The organism is Geomonas sp. Red32, from assembly GCF_023652955.1.
Lineage (GTDB): Bacteria > Desulfobacterota > Desulfuromonadia > Geobacterales > Geobacteraceae > Geomonas.
The window spans coordinates 849,820-870,515 of sequence record NZ_JAKLOY010000001.1 but is presented as its reverse complement, the minus strand read 5'-3'; the positions used below and the strand labels follow the sequence as shown (position 1 = coordinate 870,515).

Below are 20,696 nucleotides of genomic sequence, written 5' to 3'. Positions count from 1 at the left end.
TCCTATATCCGTGAAAACGGATATTGCCGGGTAAATTTTTTTAGGCTGTTAGGCGCAGTCGTTCCCGCAGCCGAAGCTCGCCAGCGTCTCGCGGTCATCGATCGAAGTCTTGGTGGCGGTCAGCTGCTTTTTCAGAAGGGGGATCATTTCCTTTTGCGGAGAGTCGTTGTCGCGGATCGAGTAGTAGATCCAGAGGCCGCAGCGGCGGTCGTTAACCCAGCCGGTCTTCCGGAGGATGGCGAGGTGGCGGGAGACGGTCGACTGTGGCTGGTTAAGGGCGGCGATGATGTCGCAGACGCAGAGCTCCCCCTCCCCGAGCAGCAGAGCCAGTATGCGGAGCCGGGTTTCGTCGGCGAGAGCTTTATAGAAAGGGAGGATCGCGTGCATGCCGCAAACAATATCCGCTTTTGTGGATTTAGTCAAGGCCCGGATGGGAGCAGAGGAGGGACGAAAAAAACGGCTTCGCCAACAAAAGCCATTTGCTCCTGTCGTAGTCGCCTGGTGGTCCTTACTCGGCCTGCCTTCCCGTGTAAAGGGGGGCGTCGGCCAAAGTCATAGTACCACCGGTGAGATGGGGCGATTTGGGTATCTTCCTCGGAGTAACTTACTTCATGCGTAAAGTAACTTACTTTGCGCTCGTGAATAACACGCATCGCGCGATAAGTAACACGTTTCTCGCCCGGACCTGGCTACCCCGGGACGACAGTGAAAAGCAGTACCGGTAGGGCGTGCTGCCGAAGATGATCGAGGAGCAGGTAGCGGGGCTGTACGATATCCTGGTCGCCGGGAGATGGCTCAAGGCCTTGAAGGGCGAGCGCCCTGAAGGGAGGCTCGATGGGAGGGCAAAGTTCTGAAAAACAACAAGAGGGTCAGGCGTCATGCCTGACCCTCCCTTATTGGTGGAGATGATCGGGATCGAACCGACGACCTATGCGTTGCGAACGCATCGCTCTCCCAGCTGAGCTACACCCCCGGATTGGAATCGCTCGTGGCGGGCTCTGATTAGAGGACGCCAAAGTCGCTTTCATTTATACCGCAAGAAATCCGCATTTACAAAGGGAAATATCACCAGTGCTTGGGGAGCACCACCCGGAACTCGACGCCGAGTCCGGGGTTGTTGTGGATGTGGATCTTGCCGCCGTGGTTGGTGATGATCCGGTTGGCGATCGGCAGCCCCAGGCCGGTCCCCCGCTCCTTGGTGGTGTAGAAGGGGGTGAAGATGCTGTTGAGCGCCTCCAGCGGAATCCCCCCGCCGGTGTCGGAGACCTTCACCCAGAGGGCTTCCTTTTCCTCCAGTTCGGTGGTGCCGAGCGAGATTCCGAGCTTTCCTCCCTCCCCCATGGCGTCCAGCGCATTGAGCAGGATGTTGATGAAGACCTGCTTCAGCTGCTGGGCGTCGCCGAGCAGGACCAGCTTGTGACGCGGGAATTTGGTGGCGACCTCGATCCCCTTTTCCTCGATGGGAGGGGCCACCACCGCGAGCGACTCGCTGACGATATCGGAGAGGTTGCAGCGGGTGTAGCAGATGGTGGTCTTCTTGGAGAAGAGGAGGATCTCGGAGAGGATCCCCTCCAGCCGGACCACCTCGCGCACGATCAGGTCGGCGTGGGCCCACTCGGCGGAGTCCTGCGGGAGCTTCTTGGTGAGCCGGCCGGCGAAGCCGCCGATGGAGACCAGCGGCCCCTTGAGCTCGTGGGCGATGCCGGCTGCCATCTCGCCGATGGTCGCCAGCCGCTCCTTCTGCAGAAGGTTGTCCTGGGCCTCGCTCAGCTGCTGGTGGGCATCCTCGATCCGGCGGTAGAGCATGGCATTCTCGATGGCCATCCCCGCCTGGTTGGCGAAGAGCTGGAGGAAGCGGAGCTTTTCCTGGCTCATCGGGGTCTTGGTCAGCGCATTGTCCACCAGCACCGCACCCACCACCTCGCCATGGGCGATCAGCGGCGAGGCAGCCAGCGCGGGTCCGCGCGCCTGCAGGAGGTCCTTGTCCCCCAGCTCGGCCGGGACGTAGATGAGCCGCTTCTCGAGGACCGCCTGGGAGACGACGTTGAGCGAGCCGTCGAGCTCCAGCCGTTTCCCCATCACCTGCCGGCAGAACTCGGTCTCCTTCTGGGCCGCCATCTCCTCGTCCGAGATGTCCCAGCGGCTGGCCAAAAGGTCGTCGCTCCCCCCCTGCGGCAGCGGCAGGGACGGGGATGTTTCGCTGGTGACCCCGAGCATCCCGGCCAGCATCCCCGAGCGCTGGTTGACCAAAAAGAGCATGGCGCGGTCGAAGAAGGGGGTAGGGCCGGAGGTGAGCGCGGTCAGGGTGAGATGGATCAGCTTGTTGAGCTTCAACGTGGAGAGCATGGTGTTGCTCAGCCGGTACAAAAAGGATAGCTCGTTGAGCTTGTGGTCGTTTTCCCGGACGAAATCGGCCAGGCTGGCCGAACAGGCCGCTTCGGCCAGAGCACAACTCAAAAGCCTGGTCACCGTCTCGGCGAGCTCTACCTCTTCGGCGGAAGTGATCTCGGGTCTCCCGAAGAAGGTCGCCGCACCAAGGATCCGTCCGCTAAAGCAAAGCGGGGTCGATACCGCAGGGCCGACGGGGTCGCACGAGTTGCTGTTGTCGCAGTAGGTAACCCCGGCGGCCAGCGCGCGGGCGGAGAGGGTGGGCTCGGCGAGGAGCATGGCGGGAAGCGACGGGCGTTCCTCCGCACGGCAGCTCTGGAAGAGGGCCGGTCCCCCCTCCTCGTCGGTCAGGCGGACGATCGCGCAACGGGTGAAGCCGCTCCCGGTGAAGAGCTTGAGCGCCTGGGGGAGCAGGGTCTGAGGGGCGTGCGGAGCGCTGAAGAGCTCGCCAAGCGAAGAGATAAGGGTAGCGTTTCTTTGCTGCCGTTCAGCCTTCTCCGCGGCACAAAGCTCACCCGCCAAAAGCTGCAGCACCGGGGCGAGCTCCCGGGAGACCCGGGTGGCGAGACCGGCATCGAGCTCCAGCGGGCTCGCCAGGGTGAGGACGGCGGCGAGCCGGCGGCGGTCGAGCAGGGGGAGCGACAGGAAAAAGGTCTCGTCCCCGGCGAAGAGCTCGTCGCGGTGCAGGTCGTGGCGGGAAGCGCTGTGAGGAGCGAGGGAGAAGGCGGCCCGGCCGGCGCAGCCGAAACCGAGCGGGATCTGGCACGGGAAGCCTGCCGGGGGCACGAGGGTGCTTAAACGCCTGGTGAGGGCATTGGCGTTATGATCGGGGAGGTACAACGAGGCGGAAGAGAGGCCGAGGCTGCGCACCGCCAGACGGAGCAGCAGGGAGACCCGCGCCTGTGGTGAGCGGCCGGTCCCCTGTGCTATCCGCAGCGCTTGCTCCAGGAGGTTTTGTCCCTTCCGGGCAGCCATGGAAACTCCGAGGGATGAAGCTAGCGGGAAGCTTTGGTTAGCGCAGTCTTTCCTTCTTTTCCTGCTCCATCTTGCAGTCGATGCAGAGGGTGGTCACCGGTCGAGCCTTGAGGCGGGCCTCGCTGATCTCTTCTTCGCAGACCTCGCAGAATCCGAAGGTGCCGCTGTCGATCCGGGCCAGCGCCTCCTGAATCTTGTTGATCAGCTTGCGCTCGCGGTCCCTGATCCTGAGCTCGAAGGTCCGGTCCGACTCTTGAGTGGCGCGGTCGGTGGGATCGGGAAAGTTGGTGGTGTCGGAAGTCATCTCGGAGACGGTTCTGCCTGCCTCCTCGAGGAGCATGCGCTTTTCTTCCTGCAGGATACCTCTGAAATATTCGAGTTTTTCCGTATTCATGACACCTTTTCCTTTGCGGAAATCAAGTCAATATTAAAGAGGATTTTTGATCATTAGTAAAGTAAAAAAATTGACACCCTCGCGGGGGCATATCTCTCAGATGGCATCGAGAGCTTCCTGGAGATTGGAGACGCCGACGATCTCGAGGCCCGGGATTTCCTTCCTCGGTGCGTTCCCCTCGGGGACGATGGCTCGGGTAAAGCCGTGCTTGGCCCCTTCCCGAAGCCGCGACTCGCCGTTGGAGACCGGGCGGATCTCACCGGAAAGCCCGATTTCGCCGAAGACGAGCAGCTCCTGGGGGAGCACGCTGTTACGAAGCGACGACACGATGGCGAGCGCCACCGCCAGGTCGGCGCTGGTCTCCGGGACCCGGATCCCCCCCACCACGTTGACGAAGACGTCCTGGTCGGAAAGAACGAGGCCGCCGTGCTTGGTGATCACGGCGAGGATCATGGCGATCCGGTTGCCGTCCAGCCCGATGCCGAGCCGGCGGGGAGAGCCGTACTGGGCGTCCACCACCAGCGACTGGATCTCTACCAGGAGCGGCCGGGTCCCCTCCCACAGCACGCTGATCACGCTCCCGGGGGCGGCGGTGCCGGTGCGGGAGAGGAAGATGGCGGAGGGATTCTTCACCTCCCTGAGCCCCCGCTCGGTCATGGCGAAGACCCCGAGCTCGTTGACCGGGCCGAAGCGGTTCTTGGTGGTCCTCATGAGGCGATAGCGGGCATCCTCGGTGGAGGAGAGCATGATCTGGGTGTCCACCATGTGGGAAAGGGTCATGGGCCCGGCCAGCGCCTGGTCCTTGGTGACGTGGCCGACCATGATGAGGACCACCCCGGAGGTCTTGGCGTAGCAGGTCAGGGTGGCGGCGCTCTCGCGTACCTGGGAGACGCCGCCAGGGGCGGCCTCCACGCTGGCCACCTGCATGACCTGGATGGAATCGATGACCACCACCTGCGGATTCTCGGCGGCGGCCGCCTCGAGGACCCGCTCCACCGACGATTCGGCCAGCATCTTGACCCGTTCCAGCGGCAGCTGCAGCCTCCTGGCGCGGGCGGCAATCTGCTGCAGCGATTCCTCGCCCGAGACGTAGAGGACATTCCGGTCGCGGGCGGCGAAGCACATGGTCTGCAGCAGGATGGTGCTCTTCCCGGCGCCGGGGTCCCCCCCGATGAGGATGACCGAGCCGGGGACGAAGCCTCCCCCCAGCACGCGGTCGAGCTCCTCGCTCCCGCTGGAGAAGCGCGGCTGCTCCTCCAGCTCAACCTCGGCCAGAAGGGTCACCGCGCTCTTGGCGCCGGCAAACCCTTCCCGGCGGCTCGGGGCCTCCAGCCGCACCTCTTTCACGCTGTTCCACGCGCCGCAGGCGCCGCAGTGCCCTTGCCATTTCGGGTAGTTCGCGCCGCACTCCGCGCAGACGAAGCCGGTCTTCACTTTTTGCTTGGCCATCCATTTCCCCCGGGTGAATTCCGTGAATAGTAAGCCGTGTCAAAACCGCTGTCAACGGGGGCTTGGACCGGGGTATTCGTTTGACAACATTTCGCTCCATAAGTTAAGATCTCTTACATCTCTCATGGGAAAAACCGGGGTGGTTTAGTGACGGGTTCCGACAACAGACAGTTGCGGCTGGTGACTTCGGAAAAGGGCTCCCTTTTGGGTCAGGGGCTCGTCGACCTCTACAAGGCGGTCAAGGGGGCGAGCTTCTATCCGCAGGGGCATCCCTACCGGGTCGAGCCGCTCCAGCGGGCCTACGAGGCCCTGCTCGAGCTGACTTCCGAGCGGGAGCTCGCGCTGACCGTCAACCGCCAGGGGTTCTTCCCGGGCGGGGAGGGGGTCGACGGCAACGCCAGCGTGCAGCAGCTCGCCTATGAGTGTTTCATCCGGCGCATCGCCAACATCACCTTCATGAACGACCTCTCCCTCGCCGATCTCGAGCAGTTCGTCGACCTGCTGGCCACCGATCCGTACAAGACGGCGGCGGCCGGCGGGGTGGCCGCCCAACTGGAGGAGGCCGGTTCGCGCACGGTGTGGGTCAACGAAAAGGACCTGGCCGCCATCTGGGCCAAGCGCGGGGTGGCGGGCAGCACGGGCGGGGAGGAGGGCGCTGCGGGCGCCGGCGAGGAGTCGGAGGGATGGGAAGGGATCTCCGCCCTGGCGGCGGTCGAGCAGGTCCTGGGTGCCCTCAACGAGGGGCCGGGGCTGGAGGAGATCCTCCGGATGATGGCGGTGGAGCGTCACGACCGCCGCTACCAGGAACTCGGCCGCCAGCTGGTCGAGCGTTTCCGGGCCACCCCCGAGGAGGCCGCCCTGATGCTGGTGTTGCAGGAGCTCCTCCGTCAGCGCCAGGACCACCGCCGCAGCCTTCCCCAGAGGGAGTACGCCCTCTTCACCCTGGAACGGATCGCCGATCTCTCCACCGATACCCTGCTCGACCATCTCGAGAGCCGGGAGTGGACCGACAAGGAGGGGTTGCAGCGGGTCTTCTCGGCCCTGGGGGTCAAAGGGGCTTACTGGATCATTCAAAGGCTTTGCCTTGCCGAGGGGGTCTACGAACGAAAGGCGCTCGCCACCGCCCTGGTGCGGTTAGGCACTGCCGCCGTGGCCCCGGTCACCGCCATGCTCAAGGACAAACGGTGGTTCGTCGTCCGCAACATGGTTACCATCCTCGGCGAGCTGCGAAGCCGGGATTCCATCCCCACCCTTAAGGGGGCGCTCTACCATCCCGACCAGCGGGTCCGCAAGGAGGCCATCAGAAGCCTCATGAAGATCGGCGGGGATGCGGCGGAATCGCTGCTGACCGTGGCGCTCGAGGCCGAAGACGACGAGGCCATCGCCCGCCACCTGATCCTCTCCCTGGGGCTCATGAAGAGCCGTCACGCGGTCCCGCTGCTCTTGAGGCTTTTGGAGCGGCGCGATTTCCTGTTGAAAAGCCTGCCGGTCAAGAAGGAGGTCGCCGCCTCCCTGGGGAGGATCGGGGACCGCCGGGCGACCCAGCCCCTCATGAAGATCGTGAGGTCCCTGGGGTTCCCGGTCTTCGGCCGCTGGCAGGAGCTCAAGGTGGCCGCGGTGACGGCGCTCGGCCAACTGGGGGACGAGGCGGCGCTGCCGCTGGTGGCGGGGCTGGCCGGGAAGAGCGGTCCGGTCTCCGAGGCCGCCCGCGAGGCGGTGGACGCCATAGAAAGGGTTTCGGGAGGGGACGATGAGTAGCGACGAAGGGCTCCACAACGCCCACCGGCTGGCCACGCTCCTCTCCGGCGGGATCCGGGGGGGGGGATACTACCCGCCCGGGCACCCGGCCTCCCGGCAGCCGTTCATCGAGATGGCCCAGCTCGCCTCGCTCTTGCACCGCGAGGAGGGAGAGATCCGGGTGGCCGTGGTGGACGGGGTGCTGGCGGTAGGGGAGCACCTCTTCTTCGCCCCGACGCCGCCGCTCCAGGAGCTCTGCCGCCGGCTGGAAGAGAAGGAGCTCCTCGGGATCAACATCAAGAAGGGGGTCAGCGCCGACGACCTGACGGTGCTGGCCAAGCTCCTCGGGCAGCCGGGAGGCGGGGCAGAGCAGTTGAGGGAAGGGCTGAAGGAGGCCTCGGTGGCCACCATCGAGGTGCGGGAAGAGGAGACGCTCTCGCAGACCTACGCCGAGGCGGTGGGGGCTATCGCCGAGATCTTCAACGAGATCGGCAACGGCCGCATCCCCAACAGCCGCAAGATGATCACGGTGGTTACCAGCCTGGCCGCCACCGCGGTAAAGGAGCCCGCCACCCTCATCGGCCTCACCATGATCAAGCAGTACGACAACTACACCTTCCAGCACAGCGTCAACGTCGGGGTCCTTGCCATGGCGATCTCGGCCTCCATGGGGCTATCCCCCCATGAAGTGGAGGTGGCGGGGATGGCCGGTTTTCTCCACGACGTCGGCAAGACCGGCATCAACAAGATGATCCTCAACAAGCCGGGGAAGCTCAGCAACGAGGAGTTCCGGGAGATGCAACGCCATTCGGAGCTCGGGGCCGAGATCGTGCGGCAGATGGAAGGGGTGCCGGAGCAGGTGGCCGAAGGGGTGCTGGGGCACCACGTCCGGCACGACCGGACCGGGTACCCGGAGTGGGCGAGGCCCCTTCCGCTGGGGGTGGCGAGCGCCATCGTCGCGGTGGCCGATTGCTATGACGCGACCACGACCCTCAGGGCCTACCAGCCGCCGTTGGCTCCCAAGCAGGCGGTGGAGAGGATCCGGAGCATGACCGGCACCGGGCTCGATCCCGAGATCGTCGACCGTTTTCTGGAGCTGACCGGGAAGTTTCCGACCGGGAGCCTGGTGCGCCTGGACTCCAACGAGATCGCGGTGGTAATGACCCCGAGCCGGGAGGAGCGGGGGGCTTCGGTGGTCAAGGTGCTGATCGACAGCGACGGCAAGCCGCTCGCGGACCCGCTGGTGAAGAACCTGGCCCTGACGGGGGAATCGGTGGTGGATCTGGTGGATCCGCTTCTGAAGGGAATTGACGTTTCGGCTTACTTCTAGCGGAGGGGGAGGGGGAGCCGCGCCAGCGCAGTGGCGGCCGCCGCCCGGGTCTTTTCGTAGGGGGAGTCCAAAAGTTTCATGATGGCTTCGGCGAAGGAGGCGTCCCCCACTTCCGCGAGGGCCAGCGCGGCCTCGGCGTCCAGCATCCCGTCCTTGGCGGAGAGAAAGGGGACCAGCCGGGGAGCCAGCGAGGGATCCCGGTAGTGGGAGAGGGCCTCGATGGCCAGGGCGCAGACCGCCTGGGAGGGGTCCGCGAGCCGCTCCAGCAGTAAGGGGAGCGCCCCCGGCAGCGCCAGTTCTCCGAGCATCTTGACCGCCGCGCACCTGATGTCCTCTTCGTTTCGTCCCGCGCAGTACAAAAGCGGCGGAAGGACCTTCTCCCCGCCGATCTTCCCCAGGGCAAAGATGGCTCCCACCTTGGCACCGCGGTCTCCCCGCTTGAGGGTGGCAAGCACCTCGTCGAGACTCTGGGCGGCCTCCAGCGCCTCGAGCGCCCGCGAGGCGGCCAGACGGACCTCGGTGTCGGGATCCTTGAGGAGCGGCGCGATGGCCTGCCTTCTTCTGGTGCGGTCGTTTTCCATGGTGGGGAAAACTAGCAAAAAATGGATCGTTCGACAAGTGGTAAGTTAGAATCCTCTTGGGTTTCCGGGAGGTTCCCGCGATACGCTCCCCCTCGGCCCCCGTTTGCCCCCGCCCGTTCGGGGGCGAGGACGGCCGAAGGCTCCTTCCCCACCGCCTCTCTTCCGGGTACCGCCGGAGACGGCGCGGGAGGCGATAGCCGCGGGTGAGGGGAGCAGACGGTATCCAATCAATGAAGGAGAAAAAAGGAACATGGTAAGCAGAATTAAGTGCGTGGCGCTCTCCGCCCTGGTACTCCCGGGGCTTGGGCAGCTGTTACGGGGAGAGCGGGTGAAGGGGGGCGTCATGCTCCTGTTGGACAATGTTTTTCTCCTGGGAGCCCTCTTCGTCGCCTTGAGAAGCGTCAGCAAACTGGTGGTGACCGGGAAGAGCATGGACCCCCAGCAGGTGCTGGCCGCCATCCAGAGCGACGCACCGTTCGCCCGCTGGCTTTTGGGAGCCTTCATGGTGCTTTGGGTGTACGGGGTCGCCGACGCGGCCTTCTCCCGCACCCCGCGCGAATAAATTGACAAACATTATTTTACTGTGAGATAACCGTCGGGGCTTTACCGTATACGGAATGGAAAGGGGAACGGCAGGATGCTGCAATCAGAGATATTGGGGACCGGCGGTTTCGTGCCGGCCAAGGTGGTCGGTAACGGCTTTTTTGAATACCTGGTGGAGGACGCCGACCACTGGATCCACTCCCGCACCGGCATCCGCGAGCGGCGTTTCGCGGAGCCCGGGCAGTCCTGCTCCGATCTCGCCACCGAGGCGGCCAAGCTGGCCCTGGAGAATGCCGGGCTCACCCCGCTCGACCTCGACTGCGTCATCGTCGCCACCTCGACTCCGGACATGATCCTCCCGGCCACCGCCTGCATGGTCCAGAAGAATATCGGCGCGGAAAACGCCTTCGCCTTCGACATGAACGCGGTCTGCTCGAGCTTCATCTACGGCGTGGAGATCGCCGACAACCTGATCCGCTCGGGCAAGTACAAGAAGGTCCTGCTGATCGGGGCCGACACCTACTCGAAGATCCTCGATTTCCAGGACAAGGGGACCTCCCCGCTCTTCGGCGACGGCGCCGGCGCGCTCATCCTCGGGGCCGGGACCTCCGGCAAAGGGATCCTCCACTCCATGATGAAGAGCGACGGGAAGGGGTGGGAGCTGATCCAGGTCCCCTCCTCGGGCTCCCGCAAGCCGGTCACCGCCGAGACCATAGCGGCCAAGGAAAACACCTTCAAGATGGCCGGCAAGAGCGTCTTCACCTTCGCCACCGACGTCATCCCCCGCATCATCGGCGAGCTCTCCGAGCGCCAGGGGATCACCCCGGACCAGATCGATCACATCATCCCCCACCAGGCCAACGTCAGGATCATCGACTTCATCTCCAAGAAGACCGGCATCCCCAAGGAGAAGTTCCTCCTCAACCTGGACCGCTACGGCAACACCGCCGCGGCGTCGGTGGGGCTTGCCCTGGACGAAAACCGCAGAAACGGCACCATCAAGCCGGGGCAGCTCGTGCTGATGATGGGTTTCGGCGGCGGCCTCTCCTGGGGCGGCGTGCTGATGCAGTTCTAAAAAGACGAAGCGGCAGGCGGATCACCTCTTCCGCCTGCCGCCTATCCCTTCCGGTATCTCCAATAGTTCCAATCCTTCCCTGACCAGCAATCCCTTCAGCATCTCCCAAGGCACGAGCCTGCGCCACCCGGCGTGGAAGCGGTCGGCCGCGAGCAGCACCCCTCCGGGGGCGACCCGCGCCGCCAGCGCATGGACCGCCTGCGCGAGCTCTCTTTGCTCATGAAGAAGCGGCCCGCCGAGTAGTCCGTTGCAGACCACTACGTCGTACGCCCCTTGGTCGGCCAACGCCCCCACTTCCTCGAGCTTGAACTCCATGACCAGACCGCTTTCCTCCAGGATCGGAGCCACCCGGGCCCGGTACTCGCGCTCCCGCTGCGGGTCGTGCGGCAGAAAGGCGTGAGCCCCGGCGAAGAGCTCGAACTGTTCCAGCGTCGAGGCGGTCACCAGGGAGGTTTCCGGCCGGCAGCCGGCGTTGAGCACCGCCTCGGCGAGGCAGTAGCTCCCCTCGCCGCTCCCGCAGGCGCTGTCCAGCGCCCGGACGCTCCCCCCCAGCCTTCCCCGCTCCTCGCGAAGCCAGTCGGTCACCCAGGCCGTCTGGCCGGGGTAGCGGTCGAAGCTTCCGCCGAAGTGGCGGGGGAGAAAGAGGGTGAAAAGGAGCTCCCGGCGGGCGTACTCGTCACGCGCGAGGGCGACGAGCGTCGCAGCAGGGTCGGCCCTACGAGGCGAAACATCGGGCAGGCTGGCCAGAGGTACCCTCCCCTTCAAGGGGAGGGACAGGGTGAGGATGGGGTCATGGTCGGCAAGCCGCGCCAAAAGATCCGGCCAGCTCGGCGAGGTGGCCAGGTACGTCGCCGAGAAGAGCGGGGCGAACCGGCAGCCGCGCCCGAGGACCGCCGCGAAGAGCCGGGCAACCTCCCCGACCGGGAAATACGCCTCCCACATGGCCCTCATCTCCCCGGTGACGAGGAGCCCCGGCGCCCACATGGGGAGCGGAAAGGAGGCCGCGAAACGCCGGAACTCCTCCCCCAGCCGCTCGATCCGGCGAAAGAGGGCCGGGGAATCGAGGGGGCCGGGGACCAGGAGCGCGCCGAGCCGGCGCTCGATCTCGTCCCGGTCCAGGGTGGGGCGGTAGCGGAGCTCCATGGTCAGATCGTCACGCCGTGAAGGTCGCGGCTGCGGTAGCGCCAGGCGAAGGCGGCGGCCCGGAAGAACCAGTCGATCAAGAAGACGCTCCAGACCATGTAGAGGGAGAGGTGGAGCGGGACGGCGGCCAGGTAGGAGAGGAAGACCCGGATCCCCCACATGGCGGCCAGGGTGACCAGGAAGACGTAGTGGGTATCGCCGGTCCCCCTCAGGCTTCCGGCGTAGACGAAGGCGATGGCGAGCGGCACTTGGGAAAAGGCCACCAGCCGCAGGAAGACCGATCCCTTTTCTATGACGTCGGGGTCGGAGGTGAAGAGGGCGATCAGCTGGTGGGGAAAGGCAAAGAAGATGACCCCCATCACCGCCATCACCCAGACGGCGAGCCTGAGCGCCTCGGTGTGCCCCAGGTGCGCGCGCCGTATCTTGCGGGCGCCGAGCGACTGCCCCATCAGGGTGGCCGCCGCAATTCCCATTCCGGCACCGGGCATGAAGGAGAGGGATTCGATGGAGACCCCGATCTGGTGGGCGGCGTAGGCGGCGGTGCCGAAGCCGATGATGAATTTCGAGTAGAAGAGCTGTCCCGACTGCTGGGCCACCCGTTCCAGGGCCACCGGGTAACCGACCTTCCAGACCTTCTTCAAAAGCTCGCGGTCCGGGGGGCCGATCTTGAGGTAGTTGAGCCGCACGGCCTGGACCAGCAGGTAGAGAAATCCGCACGCCTCGGAGATGTTGATGGCGCAGGCGGCGCCGACCACCCCGAGCCGCGGGAAACCGAAGTGGCCGTAGATGAGCGGGTAGGCAATCGCCACGTGGAGGATGTTGACCAGGATCACCCCCTGCATCGGGGTCTTGGTGTTGCCGGTCCCCTGCATGATGGCCGACAGGATGTTCAATCCGGCGGTGAAGGCGAAGTACTGGAAGACCAGCCGGATGTAGTCGGCAGAGTAGGAGAGCACCTGGGCATCGGCCCCGAGGAAGCGGGCCACCTCGGTGCCGAAGAGGCTCCCCACCAGGGTCGCACAGGCCGCCATCAGGGCACAGAGGAGCAGCGAGGCGAAGGCGGCGCGGCGGGCCTCGAGCCGGCGGCCGGCCCCCCAGAGGTGGGCGATCACCACCGTGGCGCCGGTGGAGAGCCCCCAGAAGACGGTCATGGTGACGAAGATAAGGAGCTGCCCGAGCCCGGTGGCGGCGATGGCCGCGGCCCCCACCCCCCCGACCATGAAGATGTCGACGATGGATACCAGCCGCTGGAAGAGCGATGAAAGGAGAACGGGCATCGAAAGCGCCGTGACGTTACGGCGGATCGATACCCGTTTCCCGGTCCTAGAAATGGTGCGTAGTCTCAACAATACATGCCTTTACTGTGTGATTTCCCGGTCAGAGCCCGAGTTCCTCTTCCATCCCGAGTACGAAATTCTTGGCCCGCCCGGAGGGGGCGATGATGCCGTAGGCGATGGCCTCTTTCAACTCTGCTTCGGTTGCTCCCGCTTCCTTCGCGACCGCGAAGTGTTTCTTGAGTCAGACCGGGCAGCCCACGGCAACCGCGCACCCGACCCGGATCAGCTCGCGGTATTTGGTCTCCAGCACTTCCTCGTACTCGTAGTCCAGGATCTTCTTGCGAATGTTCATGGCTTCCTCCCGTTGAGGGTGACAAGGGTGGGGAATGATGGCCCGGCGGCGGCCACTTTCAGTAAGGTTCATAGCACAAAGCTGGGGAGGTGAAAACAGTTAACGTGAAGGAGGGGAGGCGGTGAGGGAGGATCCGGCGGCCAAACGGAGGGAGGGGACGCGGGATCCCCTCCGGTCAACCTTGATTCGACTGTTCGCCGGGAGCCGGGGGCTCCTGGCCGGCGGTCCGCCCGGCGGTGAGCTTATTCACCTTGGCCGTCATGCCGCGAACCTGCGTCTCGAACTCGGCGTAGGCCACCGCGATTTCGTGTTCCGCCGCATGCACGGTGGCGTTGAGCTTGCGTTCTGCCTGTTCGAGCTCCCGGCGGTAGACGTCCAGTTGCTCGTCGATCTCGAAGAGCATCGACTCGAGGAGCCACCGGCGGTTGGCGGGGGTGAGCGAATAGTCGCTCAGGATGGCCTCGACGTCGAGGGCAAGTCCGTCGGGGTTTTTATCGGCCGCCGGGGCCGCGGTCTCCGCGGCGGGGCGCCTGAACCTTTTGAATTCCAGTATCTTTGCCATGTCGCACTCCCAAATGCTGGCCCTGAACCAGCTGGGCCGAAGGGGGCACTGCCGGCGCGGGATAAAGATGAGGTCGGCACGCCATTTGGCGTGACCGGAGCCATCATATAGTGATCGGGAGGCCGATGTAAACACCTAAAGTATAGGGAAAAACTAAGGATGCGCAGGCAGGACGGGGCGCTGTCTCTACCGGGGGATTCCGGCGCTATGACAGGTGCCGGGAAACCTCCTTCGTGACGTATACCCTCGCCCCTTTAGGAGAGAGGGGGGACGGAGGCCGGGTGAGGGAAGATCTTTATCCCCTGCCCCTTGCGGGGGCAAGGGGAAAGGGGAGGCGGACGGCGATCAGAAGCCGATCCGGTAAAGGGTGAAGACGATGGCGGAGACGGCCAGACAGTAGTAGCCGAAGTAATGCCAGCGCCCCTGCTCGAGCCAGCTGGAAAGCCAGCGGAGCGCCACCAGGCCGGCCAGAAAGCTCAGGGCCATCCCGGCCAGGCTGGGCCAGAAGAGTTGCACGAGGTGCCCCGCTCCCGCCGCAGCGGCGGACTGGGCCTTCATCAGCCTGAGGACCTCGCGGGCGATGACGGGAGGGGTCAGCACGACCGCCAGCGCGAAGCTGAACTCCTCGACCCGCTGGCGCGCCAGGCCGAGCAGCAGCCCGGCGGAGATGGTGGCCCCGGAGCGGGAGAAGCCGCGGAAGGGGAGGCAGACTCCCTGGAGGGCGCCGATCCCGCAGGCCTCCTTCAGGGTGATCTCCTCCCGCTCGTTCTTGTTGCGGCGCAGACCGGCGATGACGATGAGGATCCCCGCCGCGGCCAGGGCCGCCGAAATGAGGCCGAGGTTGCCGAAGAGGAGCTCGATCTCCCCCTTGGATTTCCCGCCGAAGGCGATCCTTTCCACGATACCCTTCAGCCCGAGCCCCACCACCCCGGTCAGCACGGTGGCCAGCACTACCTGCTTGACGGTCTGGATCAGCCGGTGACGGGACGAGAAGAAGCTTTTCTTCCACCCATTCCAGAAGAAGAGGATGACGGCGAACATGGTGCCGGTGTGGAGCATGACCAGGAGCAGAGTCATCTCGGGGGTGGTCGGGTCGAGCCCCATAAGTTTGGCGATGACAATGACATGGGCGGAGCTGGAAACGGGAAGAAGTTCGGCGGCGCCCTGTACGGCGGCCAGCACGATGATCTGCAGAATAGTCACGTGGGTCCTCACTGGAATATACGTGCTGTCACTGGGGGGGATGGGGTGACAGCCGGGTGTCGGTAGCGACGGCGGGAGAAGGTATCATCTTTGGGGTGAGCTGCCAAGTCCCTTTTGGCTGCTATGCGGGACGGATTGGCCTGAAGGGCCTCGAAGGGTGAGGGTGAGGCGAGGGGGGGCGAGGTCTGCCGGAACGGTTACCTCGTGCAGTAAGGGCGCTCCTTGATCCACTGGTCGACGGTCGGCTCGAGCCACCCCTCCAGCCCCCTGGCCAGGTAGAAGCGGGGGTGAAGGAGGTCGTCGTCCTTGGCGATTATGTCCTCCTGGCGGGCGGCCTTTTCCAGGCGGGTCCCGGGATAGATCCGGATGCCGGTGGTTATCTTGAGCGCGTCGAGCCGCAATGAATCGGCAAAGGCGAGGCTTTCGAGGACGGTTTCCCTGGTCTCCCCCGGACCGCCCAGCAGCAGAAAACCCATGGTCCGGATGCCGTGGCCCATCAGCAGTTCCGCCGAGGTCCGCACCTCCGCAACGCTGAACTTCTTGTTGAGGTTGCCGAGGATGTCGGGGCTCCCGCTCTCGAAGCCGAGGCTGACCTCCACGCAGCCGGCCTCGGCCATCAGGCGCACGAGCTCCTGATCGAGGAAGCCGGGGTAGAGGATGCAGCGCCAGCTGATGCCCAACTCGGCGGAGCGGATGGCGTGGCAGAGTTCCTTGGCGTAGACGGCGGGGAGGTTGAAGGTGTTGTCCACGAAATAGAAGTGGCGGAAGCCGGCGGCGGCGTGGGCTGCCAGCGCCTCGAGCACCTGGTCGGCCGGATGGGTCCGGATCCGGATTCCTTCCAGGGCAGGGGTCGAGCAGTAACTGCACTCCATCGGGCAGCCGCGCCTGGTCTGGAAGGGAACCCACGCCTCGCCCCGCAGCTCCTTGGGGACGGTCCAGAAATCGGGGGACGGGAGCGAGAGCCTCTCGAGCTTCCCCCGCACCGCGTGGCGGCTGGGGGTGCTCGCCCCGCGGATGCAGAGCCCGGCGATCCCGGAGAGGTCGTCTCCCTCCTCGAGGGCCGCGAGGAGGGCGGGGAAGGCCAGCTCCCCTTCGCCGCAGATCCCGAGATCGGCGTCGACGTAGCGGAGGGTGGCCTCGGGGAAGATGCTGAATCCGGCGCCTCCCAGCACGACCGGGGCCTTGGAACAGCTTCGGCAGCAGGCGACGGTCTCCCGTACCGGATCCAGCAGGAAGCGCGGGTTGGCCATGCACTGGTTGTCGATATTCCTGACGGAGATCCCGATCACCGCCGGTTCGAACCTGGTGACGGTGTCCCGGATAAGGGCCCGGTTGCCGTCCTGCCCCATGAGATCAAGCAACTGCACCTCGTGTCCCGCTCTTTGGAGGGTGACCGCCATCAGATTGAGTCCCAACGGAAGGGGAACCATCAGGGACGTCTCAGTGTTGGCCGAAACGAGGAGCACTTTCATACAGTATCCTCCTCCCCCGCAAACGAGGAACGGTCAGGATTCGAGATGCTTAGAGACAGCGCGGCATGAAATGGCAAAGTGGGGGGAGTGCGCAATATTATAGCGCAGGATTGACAGATAGGGGAGATATGAAGAAGTAATCATAGGTAAAAATTTATGTCATAGGCATTACGGCAAAGAGAGCCGGGGAGAGAGCAGCCGGCCCCTCACCCTGAAAGAGAGATGGTGAACTCCACCACGTCCGGGGATTTGAGCAGCCGTTCCTTCAGCTGCTCGATATTGGTCTTTTCGTTGGTCCGGATGGTCATGCGGCACTCCAGGTGCTCACCCCGGTCCTGCAGCGAGTAACTGATATTGGCCGCCGTGAAGCCGCTGGAGGCGAGGAATTCGCGGAGCTCGGGCTCGGGGGGGACGTTGTCCCGCTTGAATAGGAGGGTGTGGTGGGCGTACACCTGGGCGCGCATCCTGCTCTCGATCCTCCGGAAGATGGCAAGCACACCCAGCGTCATGGCGGTCGCCATCATGACGGCGCTGTTGAAGCCGACTCCGGCGAGGATGCCGATGGCGGCGGTGATCCAGATCGAGGCGGCGGTGGTGAGCCCCCTGACGGTGAGTCCTTCCCGCATGATGACCCCGGCTCCCAGGAAACCGATGCCGGTCATGACGCCCTGCGCCATCCTGGTCGGGTCGATGCGCACGCTCTCGTGGATGGCGGTGGCGAACCACCGCTCGTGGTACACGGTCAGGAGCATCAGGACGCAGGAGGCCAGGGAGACCAGGGTGTGGGTCCGGAAACCGGCGGGGCGCCCATGGTAGCTCCTCTCGAGCCCGATGAGTCCGCCTGCCACGACAGCTACGCTAAGATGGACGAATATGGCGGACCAATCGCTTTCCATGTGTTCCTCCCGATGCGGGTGCGCCCCGCCCAACAAGTATCGTCATTTCTATCAATTTCTTCAGTGTAAGGGAAGCTTACTTTGTTGGGGGAGTTCCCGGGGCCAAAGTCAGGGTAACGGAGAAGGGAGCGGGCGGCCAGCAGAGATGACACTGAGTGGAAGCGGAAGGCGGGATGAAAGATCATCGACAGTTGGTCGGGGAACTTTACAGATCCAGCTATGATTCAGAAGGGGAAATTTTAGGTAGAACCATGTACTGCGCGGCTCTAGTGAAAGGCACTGTAATTGCTAAATCATCATGCAGCGTTTCCCTATGCCATAAAGGAGGCCTCTATGAGAAAGCGGTTAGTGATCCTTGCTCTGGTCATCGTCGGGCTGGTCGGCTCCCACGCCTCTGCGTCAATCATTTCGGCAGACGATCCCAAGTTCGGGATCGGGTCCTGTACCCTCGATACGGGGACCGGGCTGGAGTGGCTGGACCTGACGCAGACCTTCGGCAAGTCGATGGACAGCATCAACGCCGATTCCGGGGTCGGCGGAACCTTTTACGGATGGCGGTACGCGACGGCGGATGAACTGCAGACTTTCTACACCAATGCCGGCCTGTACAGCTCTCCCGGCCTTTCTGCCAATCTTTTCTATGCCGAATGGAACCTCATGGGACTGATCGGCTACGCACCGGGGTTCTCGGGCGAAACGGCCAACTCTGGCAACCGGTATGTCTGGGGCATTACCGGAACCCCGGTGGCGCCGCAAACGGGATTGCCCAGCGGGAGGTTCATCGGTTCAGCCCTCTATGCGGCGGCCGACTATCCGGTGGGAACCGGGTTTATGAGGACCTATGTCAACATCAATGCCAGCTGCGACGATCACACCTTCTCCGAAAGCCAGGTCTGGGATGCCCAGGGGAGCTTCCTTGTCCGAGACGATCCGCCGCCGGTCCCCGAGCCGTCCACCGTGGTACTCCTCGCCGCCGGTCTGGCCGGTGCGATGTGGTGGCGAAGGGTGAGAAGAGAGTGAGAAAATGGGAGAGCCCGCCAGCCGGGCTCTCCCTCCTCCCGTTCCCTCGTTGGAAACCTCCCCCCAGATCACTCAGACTCACCATCTCGCGGTAATTGTCCGCTATCCTCCGCACCGTCCCTCCGATGCAGCCGCCCATGCCGCCGCAGGTACTCCCGTATCGCCGAGAACAGGTACTGAGCCAATGCGGCGAGCAGAAAACAGTTGTCCTTTTCCACCACATAGGGAAATAGACGATACCATTGAGAGTGGCGAGCCACTTCACGGCCGATGAACACTATCTAGAAAAAGGAGAAAAACCTTATGTACAAGGCAAAAGCTTATTCTGTTGCCAGCGCAACCTCTCCCTTCGCCTCGGCTACCATTCAGCGCCGGGAGGCGACTGAACGCGACGTGCAGATCGAGATCCTTTACTGCGGCATCTGCCACTCCGATCTGCACACCGTCCGCGACGAGTGGAACAGTATAATGCCCACGGTCTACCCCTGTGTTCCGGGCCACGAAATCGTCGGCAGGGTCACCAAGGTTGGCTCGGCCGTCACCAAGTTCAAAGCCGGTGATGTGGTCGGGGTCGGCTGCCTGGTCGATTCCGATAACGACTGCCCGAGCTGCCGGGCCGACCTCGAGCAGTTCTGCCACAATGCGACCTTCACCTACAACTCTCCCGACAAGCACGGGGCAGGTCCCGTCACCTATGGCGGCTATTCCGAGAGCATAGTAGTCGATGAGCACTTCGTGCTGCGGGTACCGGGGAACCTCAAGCTGGCCGGTGTCGCCCCGCTCCTTTGCGCCGGGATCACCACTTACTCGCCGATCCGCCGCTGGGGCGACCTGAAGGGGAAGAAGGTGGGCATCGTCGGGCTTGGGGGGCTCGGCCACATGGGAGTCAAGTTCGCCCGGGCCTTCGGCGCCCACGTCGTGGTCTTCACCACCTCGCCGAAGAAACGGGAGGATGCCCTGCGGCTTGGGGCCCATGAGGTCATCGTTTCCACCAACCAGGACGAGATGGCCCGGCAGGCGGGAACCTTCAACTTCATCCTCGACACCATTGCAGCCGAGCACGACATCAACGCTTACATCAACATGCTGGGGCTGGAAGGGAACATCACGCTGGTCGGCGCACCGGAGAAGCCGCTGCCGCTCCTCTCCTTCGCGCTGCTGTTCGGGCGGAAAAGCATCTCCGGTTCCCTCATCGGCGGACTGAAGGAGACCCAGGAGATGCTCGACTTCTGCGGCGAGCACAACATCACCTCCGACGTGGAAGTGATCCCCATCCAGAAGGTCAACGAAGCCTACGAGCGGCTCGTGAAGTCGGATGTGAAGTACCGCTTCTCCATCGACATGGCTTCCCTTAAAGGCGAATAAGCCGTTTCCGGGCGTTGTGCGCCGGCCGCTTGCCATCGGAGGGCCGGTTTTCGAGCACAAAACACAAAGAGCCGCGAGAGATTTCTCGCGGCTCTTTTTCTTGGTGGCAGGCGGTCTACTGCTTGGCGACGATGACGAGGATGTCGTTGCTGCCGGCCCAGTCGAAGAGTTTTTCGATGTCGGGATAGCCGACATGGATGCAGCCGTGGGAGGGCTTGCCGGGATTGCCGCGATGGATCGCCTGGGCGCCGTTGTAGAACATGGCGAACTCCATGTTGTCGGGAGGGGTGGGAAACTTGCTGCTCGTGTGGTGCCGCAACCGCCGCGACGACATCGGGAAGACTCCCATGGCCGACGGGTCCTCGGGCGCTCCGCCGTGGATCGGGGCGCTCTTCATGAACTGATTGCCGTCCTCGAAGGCGTAGAGGACGCCGTTGATGAGATCGACGAGGATGCAGCGCCCCGCAGGCTGGAGGGGTGCGTCGCAGGCGGGCTTTAACGGCCCAAAGGTCAAGGGTCCGCAGACGCCATCGGCCTGGAGATGCCGAAGGTACTGGAACTCCATCACCCGTCCCAGCGTGGTCACTCCGAAATTGCCGTCGGCATCCAGAGCGGGCAACCGGGAGGGACCGCTGCAGTTCAACCGCCGCTGGAGATCTGTCACTGCCTCACCGCTCATGCCGTACTTGAGTGCATCGGACATCACTACCTCCTCGAAAGCGCTCTGGGTGAGCGCAGTCACCACCTTCCTCCGCTTCCACCTTTTCACTCTCCATGCATTGCAGTCAAAGTTAATACTGATTAATCATATCTGTCAACCGGGGCCCGTCCGAATGGGGGATGGCATCGGGGGAGCGGCGCATGCTGACGGGTGCTGCCCTTCTCGACATAAATTAACAAATCATAAAATTTCTGTCTGCCCCCCTTTCTAGCT

19 protein-coding genes and 1 tRNA gene are annotated in these 20,696 nt (G+C 64.0%); 6 read left to right on the top strand and 14 right to left on the bottom strand.

Annotation, left to right across the window (positions count from 1 at the left end; translation table 11 throughout):
• Positions 1–48 precede the first annotated feature (48 nt).
• The 5 genes from L4X63_RS03810 to radA form a co-directional block, all read right to left on the bottom strand.
• A complete protein-coding gene (locus L4X63_RS03810; RefSeq protein WP_250677259.1) occupies positions 49–387 on the bottom strand; it encodes an ArsR/SmtB family transcription factor in 339 nt (112 codons plus the stop codon).
• 510 nt (positions 388–897) lie between these two features.
• Positions 898–973: transfer RNA gene (locus L4X63_RS03805), tRNA-Ala, on the bottom strand.
• Between the two features lie 92 nt (positions 974–1,065).
• A complete protein-coding gene (locus L4X63_RS03800) occupies positions 1,066–3,363 on the bottom strand; it encodes an ATP-binding protein (RefSeq protein WP_250677258.1) in 2,298 nt (765 codons plus the stop codon).
• Positions 3,364–3,400: 37 nt separating this feature from the next.
• Positions 3,401–3,757, bottom strand: coding sequence for an RNA polymerase-binding protein DksA (dksA, locus tag L4X63_RS03795; RefSeq protein WP_250677257.1), 357 nt, complete (start codon positions 3,755–3,757; stop codon positions 3,401–3,403).
• Positions 3,758–3,853: 96 nt separating this feature from the next.
• Positions 3,854–5,206 carry a DNA repair protein RadA gene (radA, locus tag L4X63_RS03790; RefSeq protein WP_250677256.1) on the bottom strand — a complete coding sequence of 451 codons (1,353 nt, stop codon included), beginning with the start codon at positions 5,204–5,206 and terminating at the stop codon, positions 3,854–3,856.
• A 147-nt stretch (positions 5,207–5,353) separates the two neighbouring features.
• On the opposite strand from radA, the gene L4X63_RS03785 reads away from it, so the two are divergent.
• Together L4X63_RS03785 and L4X63_RS03780 are read left to right on the top strand one after the other, a co-directional pair.
• The gene (locus tag L4X63_RS03785; protein WP_250677255.1) at positions 5,354–6,964 is read left to right on the top strand and encodes a HEAT repeat domain-containing protein; all 1,611 of its coding nucleotides are present in this window, start codon (positions 5,354–5,356) and stop codon (positions 6,962–6,964) included.
• A complete protein-coding gene (locus L4X63_RS03780) occupies positions 6,957–8,273 on the top strand; it encodes an HD-GYP domain-containing protein (RefSeq protein WP_250677254.1) in 1,317 nt (438 codons plus the stop codon). The genes L4X63_RS03785 and L4X63_RS03780 overlap by 8 nt, the downstream gene beginning before the upstream one ends.
• Here L4X63_RS03780 and L4X63_RS03775 read toward each other — a convergent pair.
• On the bottom strand, positions 8,270–8,854 hold the full coding sequence (locus L4X63_RS03775; protein WP_250677253.1) for a HEAT repeat domain-containing protein: 585 nt from the start codon (positions 8,852–8,854) through the stop codon (positions 8,270–8,272). The genes L4X63_RS03780 and L4X63_RS03775 overlap by 4 nt on opposite strands.
• A 250-nt stretch (positions 8,855–9,104) precedes the next feature.
• Between L4X63_RS03775 and L4X63_RS03770 the strand changes: the two genes are divergently transcribed.
• Complete coding sequence (locus L4X63_RS03770; RefSeq protein WP_250677252.1) at positions 9,105–9,416, top strand: hypothetical protein; 312 nt, start codon at positions 9,105–9,107, stop codon at positions 9,414–9,416.
• Positions 9,417–9,491: 75 nt separating this feature from the next.
• The gene (locus L4X63_RS03765) at positions 9,492–10,472 is read left to right on the top strand and encodes a 3-oxoacyl-ACP synthase III family protein (protein WP_250677251.1); all 981 of its coding nucleotides are present in this window, start codon (positions 9,492–9,494) and stop codon (positions 10,470–10,472) included.
• Positions 10,473–10,493: 21 nt separating this feature from the next.
• On the opposite strand, the gene L4X63_RS03760 is transcribed toward L4X63_RS03765, so the two are convergent.
• From L4X63_RS03760 to L4X63_RS03735, 7 genes are all read right to left on the bottom strand, one after another.
• Positions 10,494–11,615 (bottom strand): chemotaxis protein CheR, encoded by a 1,122-nt coding sequence (locus L4X63_RS03760; RefSeq protein WP_250677250.1) that lies wholly within the window; start codon positions 11,613–11,615, stop codon positions 10,494–10,496.
• A gap of 2 nt (positions 11,616–11,617) precedes the next feature.
• Positions 11,618–12,892 carry an MATE family efflux transporter gene (locus L4X63_RS03755; protein WP_250677249.1) on the bottom strand — a complete coding sequence of 425 codons (1,275 nt, stop codon included), beginning with the start codon at positions 12,890–12,892 and terminating at the stop codon, positions 11,618–11,620.
• A gap of 100 nt (positions 12,893–12,992) precedes the next feature.
• A complete protein-coding gene (locus L4X63_RS23575) occupies positions 12,993–13,244 on the bottom strand; it encodes a GSU3128 family (seleno)protein (RefSeq protein WP_284694451.1) in 252 nt (83 codons plus the stop codon).
• 175 nt (positions 13,245–13,419) lie between these two features.
• The gene (locus L4X63_RS03750) at positions 13,420–13,806 is read right to left on the bottom strand and encodes a hypothetical protein (protein WP_250677248.1); all 387 of its coding nucleotides are present in this window, start codon (positions 13,804–13,806) and stop codon (positions 13,420–13,422) included.
• A gap of 345 nt (positions 13,807–14,151) precedes the next feature.
• Positions 14,152–15,009, bottom strand: a complete 858-nt coding sequence (locus L4X63_RS03745) for an undecaprenyl-diphosphate phosphatase (protein WP_250677247.1) — start codon at positions 15,007–15,009, stop codon at positions 14,152–14,154.
• A 197-nt stretch (positions 15,010–15,206) separates the two neighbouring features.
• Entirely contained in the window at positions 15,207–16,481 is a 1,275-nt protein-coding gene (locus L4X63_RS03740; protein WP_250677246.1) for a B12-binding domain-containing radical SAM protein, read from the bottom strand.
• A 206-nt stretch (positions 16,482–16,687) separates the two neighbouring features.
• On the bottom strand, positions 16,688–17,377 hold the full coding sequence (locus tag L4X63_RS03735) for an MgtC/SapB family protein (RefSeq protein ID WP_250677245.1): 690 nt from the start codon (positions 17,375–17,377) through the stop codon (positions 16,688–16,690).
• Between the two features lie 333 nt (positions 17,378–17,710).
• Here L4X63_RS03735 and L4X63_RS03730 point away from each other — a divergent pair, with 333 nt between their 5' ends.
• Positions 17,711–18,397 (top strand): PEP-CTERM sorting domain-containing protein, encoded by a 687-nt coding sequence (locus tag L4X63_RS03730; RefSeq protein ID WP_250677244.1) that lies wholly within the window; start codon positions 17,711–17,713, stop codon positions 18,395–18,397.
• Positions 18,398–18,700: 303 nt separating this feature from the next.
• Positions 18,701–19,762, top strand: coding sequence for an NAD(P)-dependent alcohol dehydrogenase (locus L4X63_RS03725; protein ID WP_250677243.1), 1,062 nt, complete (start codon positions 18,701–18,703; stop codon positions 19,760–19,762).
• 115 nt (positions 19,763–19,877) lie between these two features.
• Here L4X63_RS03725 and L4X63_RS03720 read toward each other — a convergent pair whose 3' ends face one another.
• The gene (locus tag L4X63_RS03720; protein ID WP_250677242.1) at positions 19,878–20,465 is read right to left on the bottom strand and encodes a L,D-transpeptidase family protein; all 588 of its coding nucleotides are present in this window, start codon (positions 20,463–20,465) and stop codon (positions 19,878–19,880) included.
• Between the last annotated feature and the right edge of the window lie 231 nt (positions 20,466–20,696).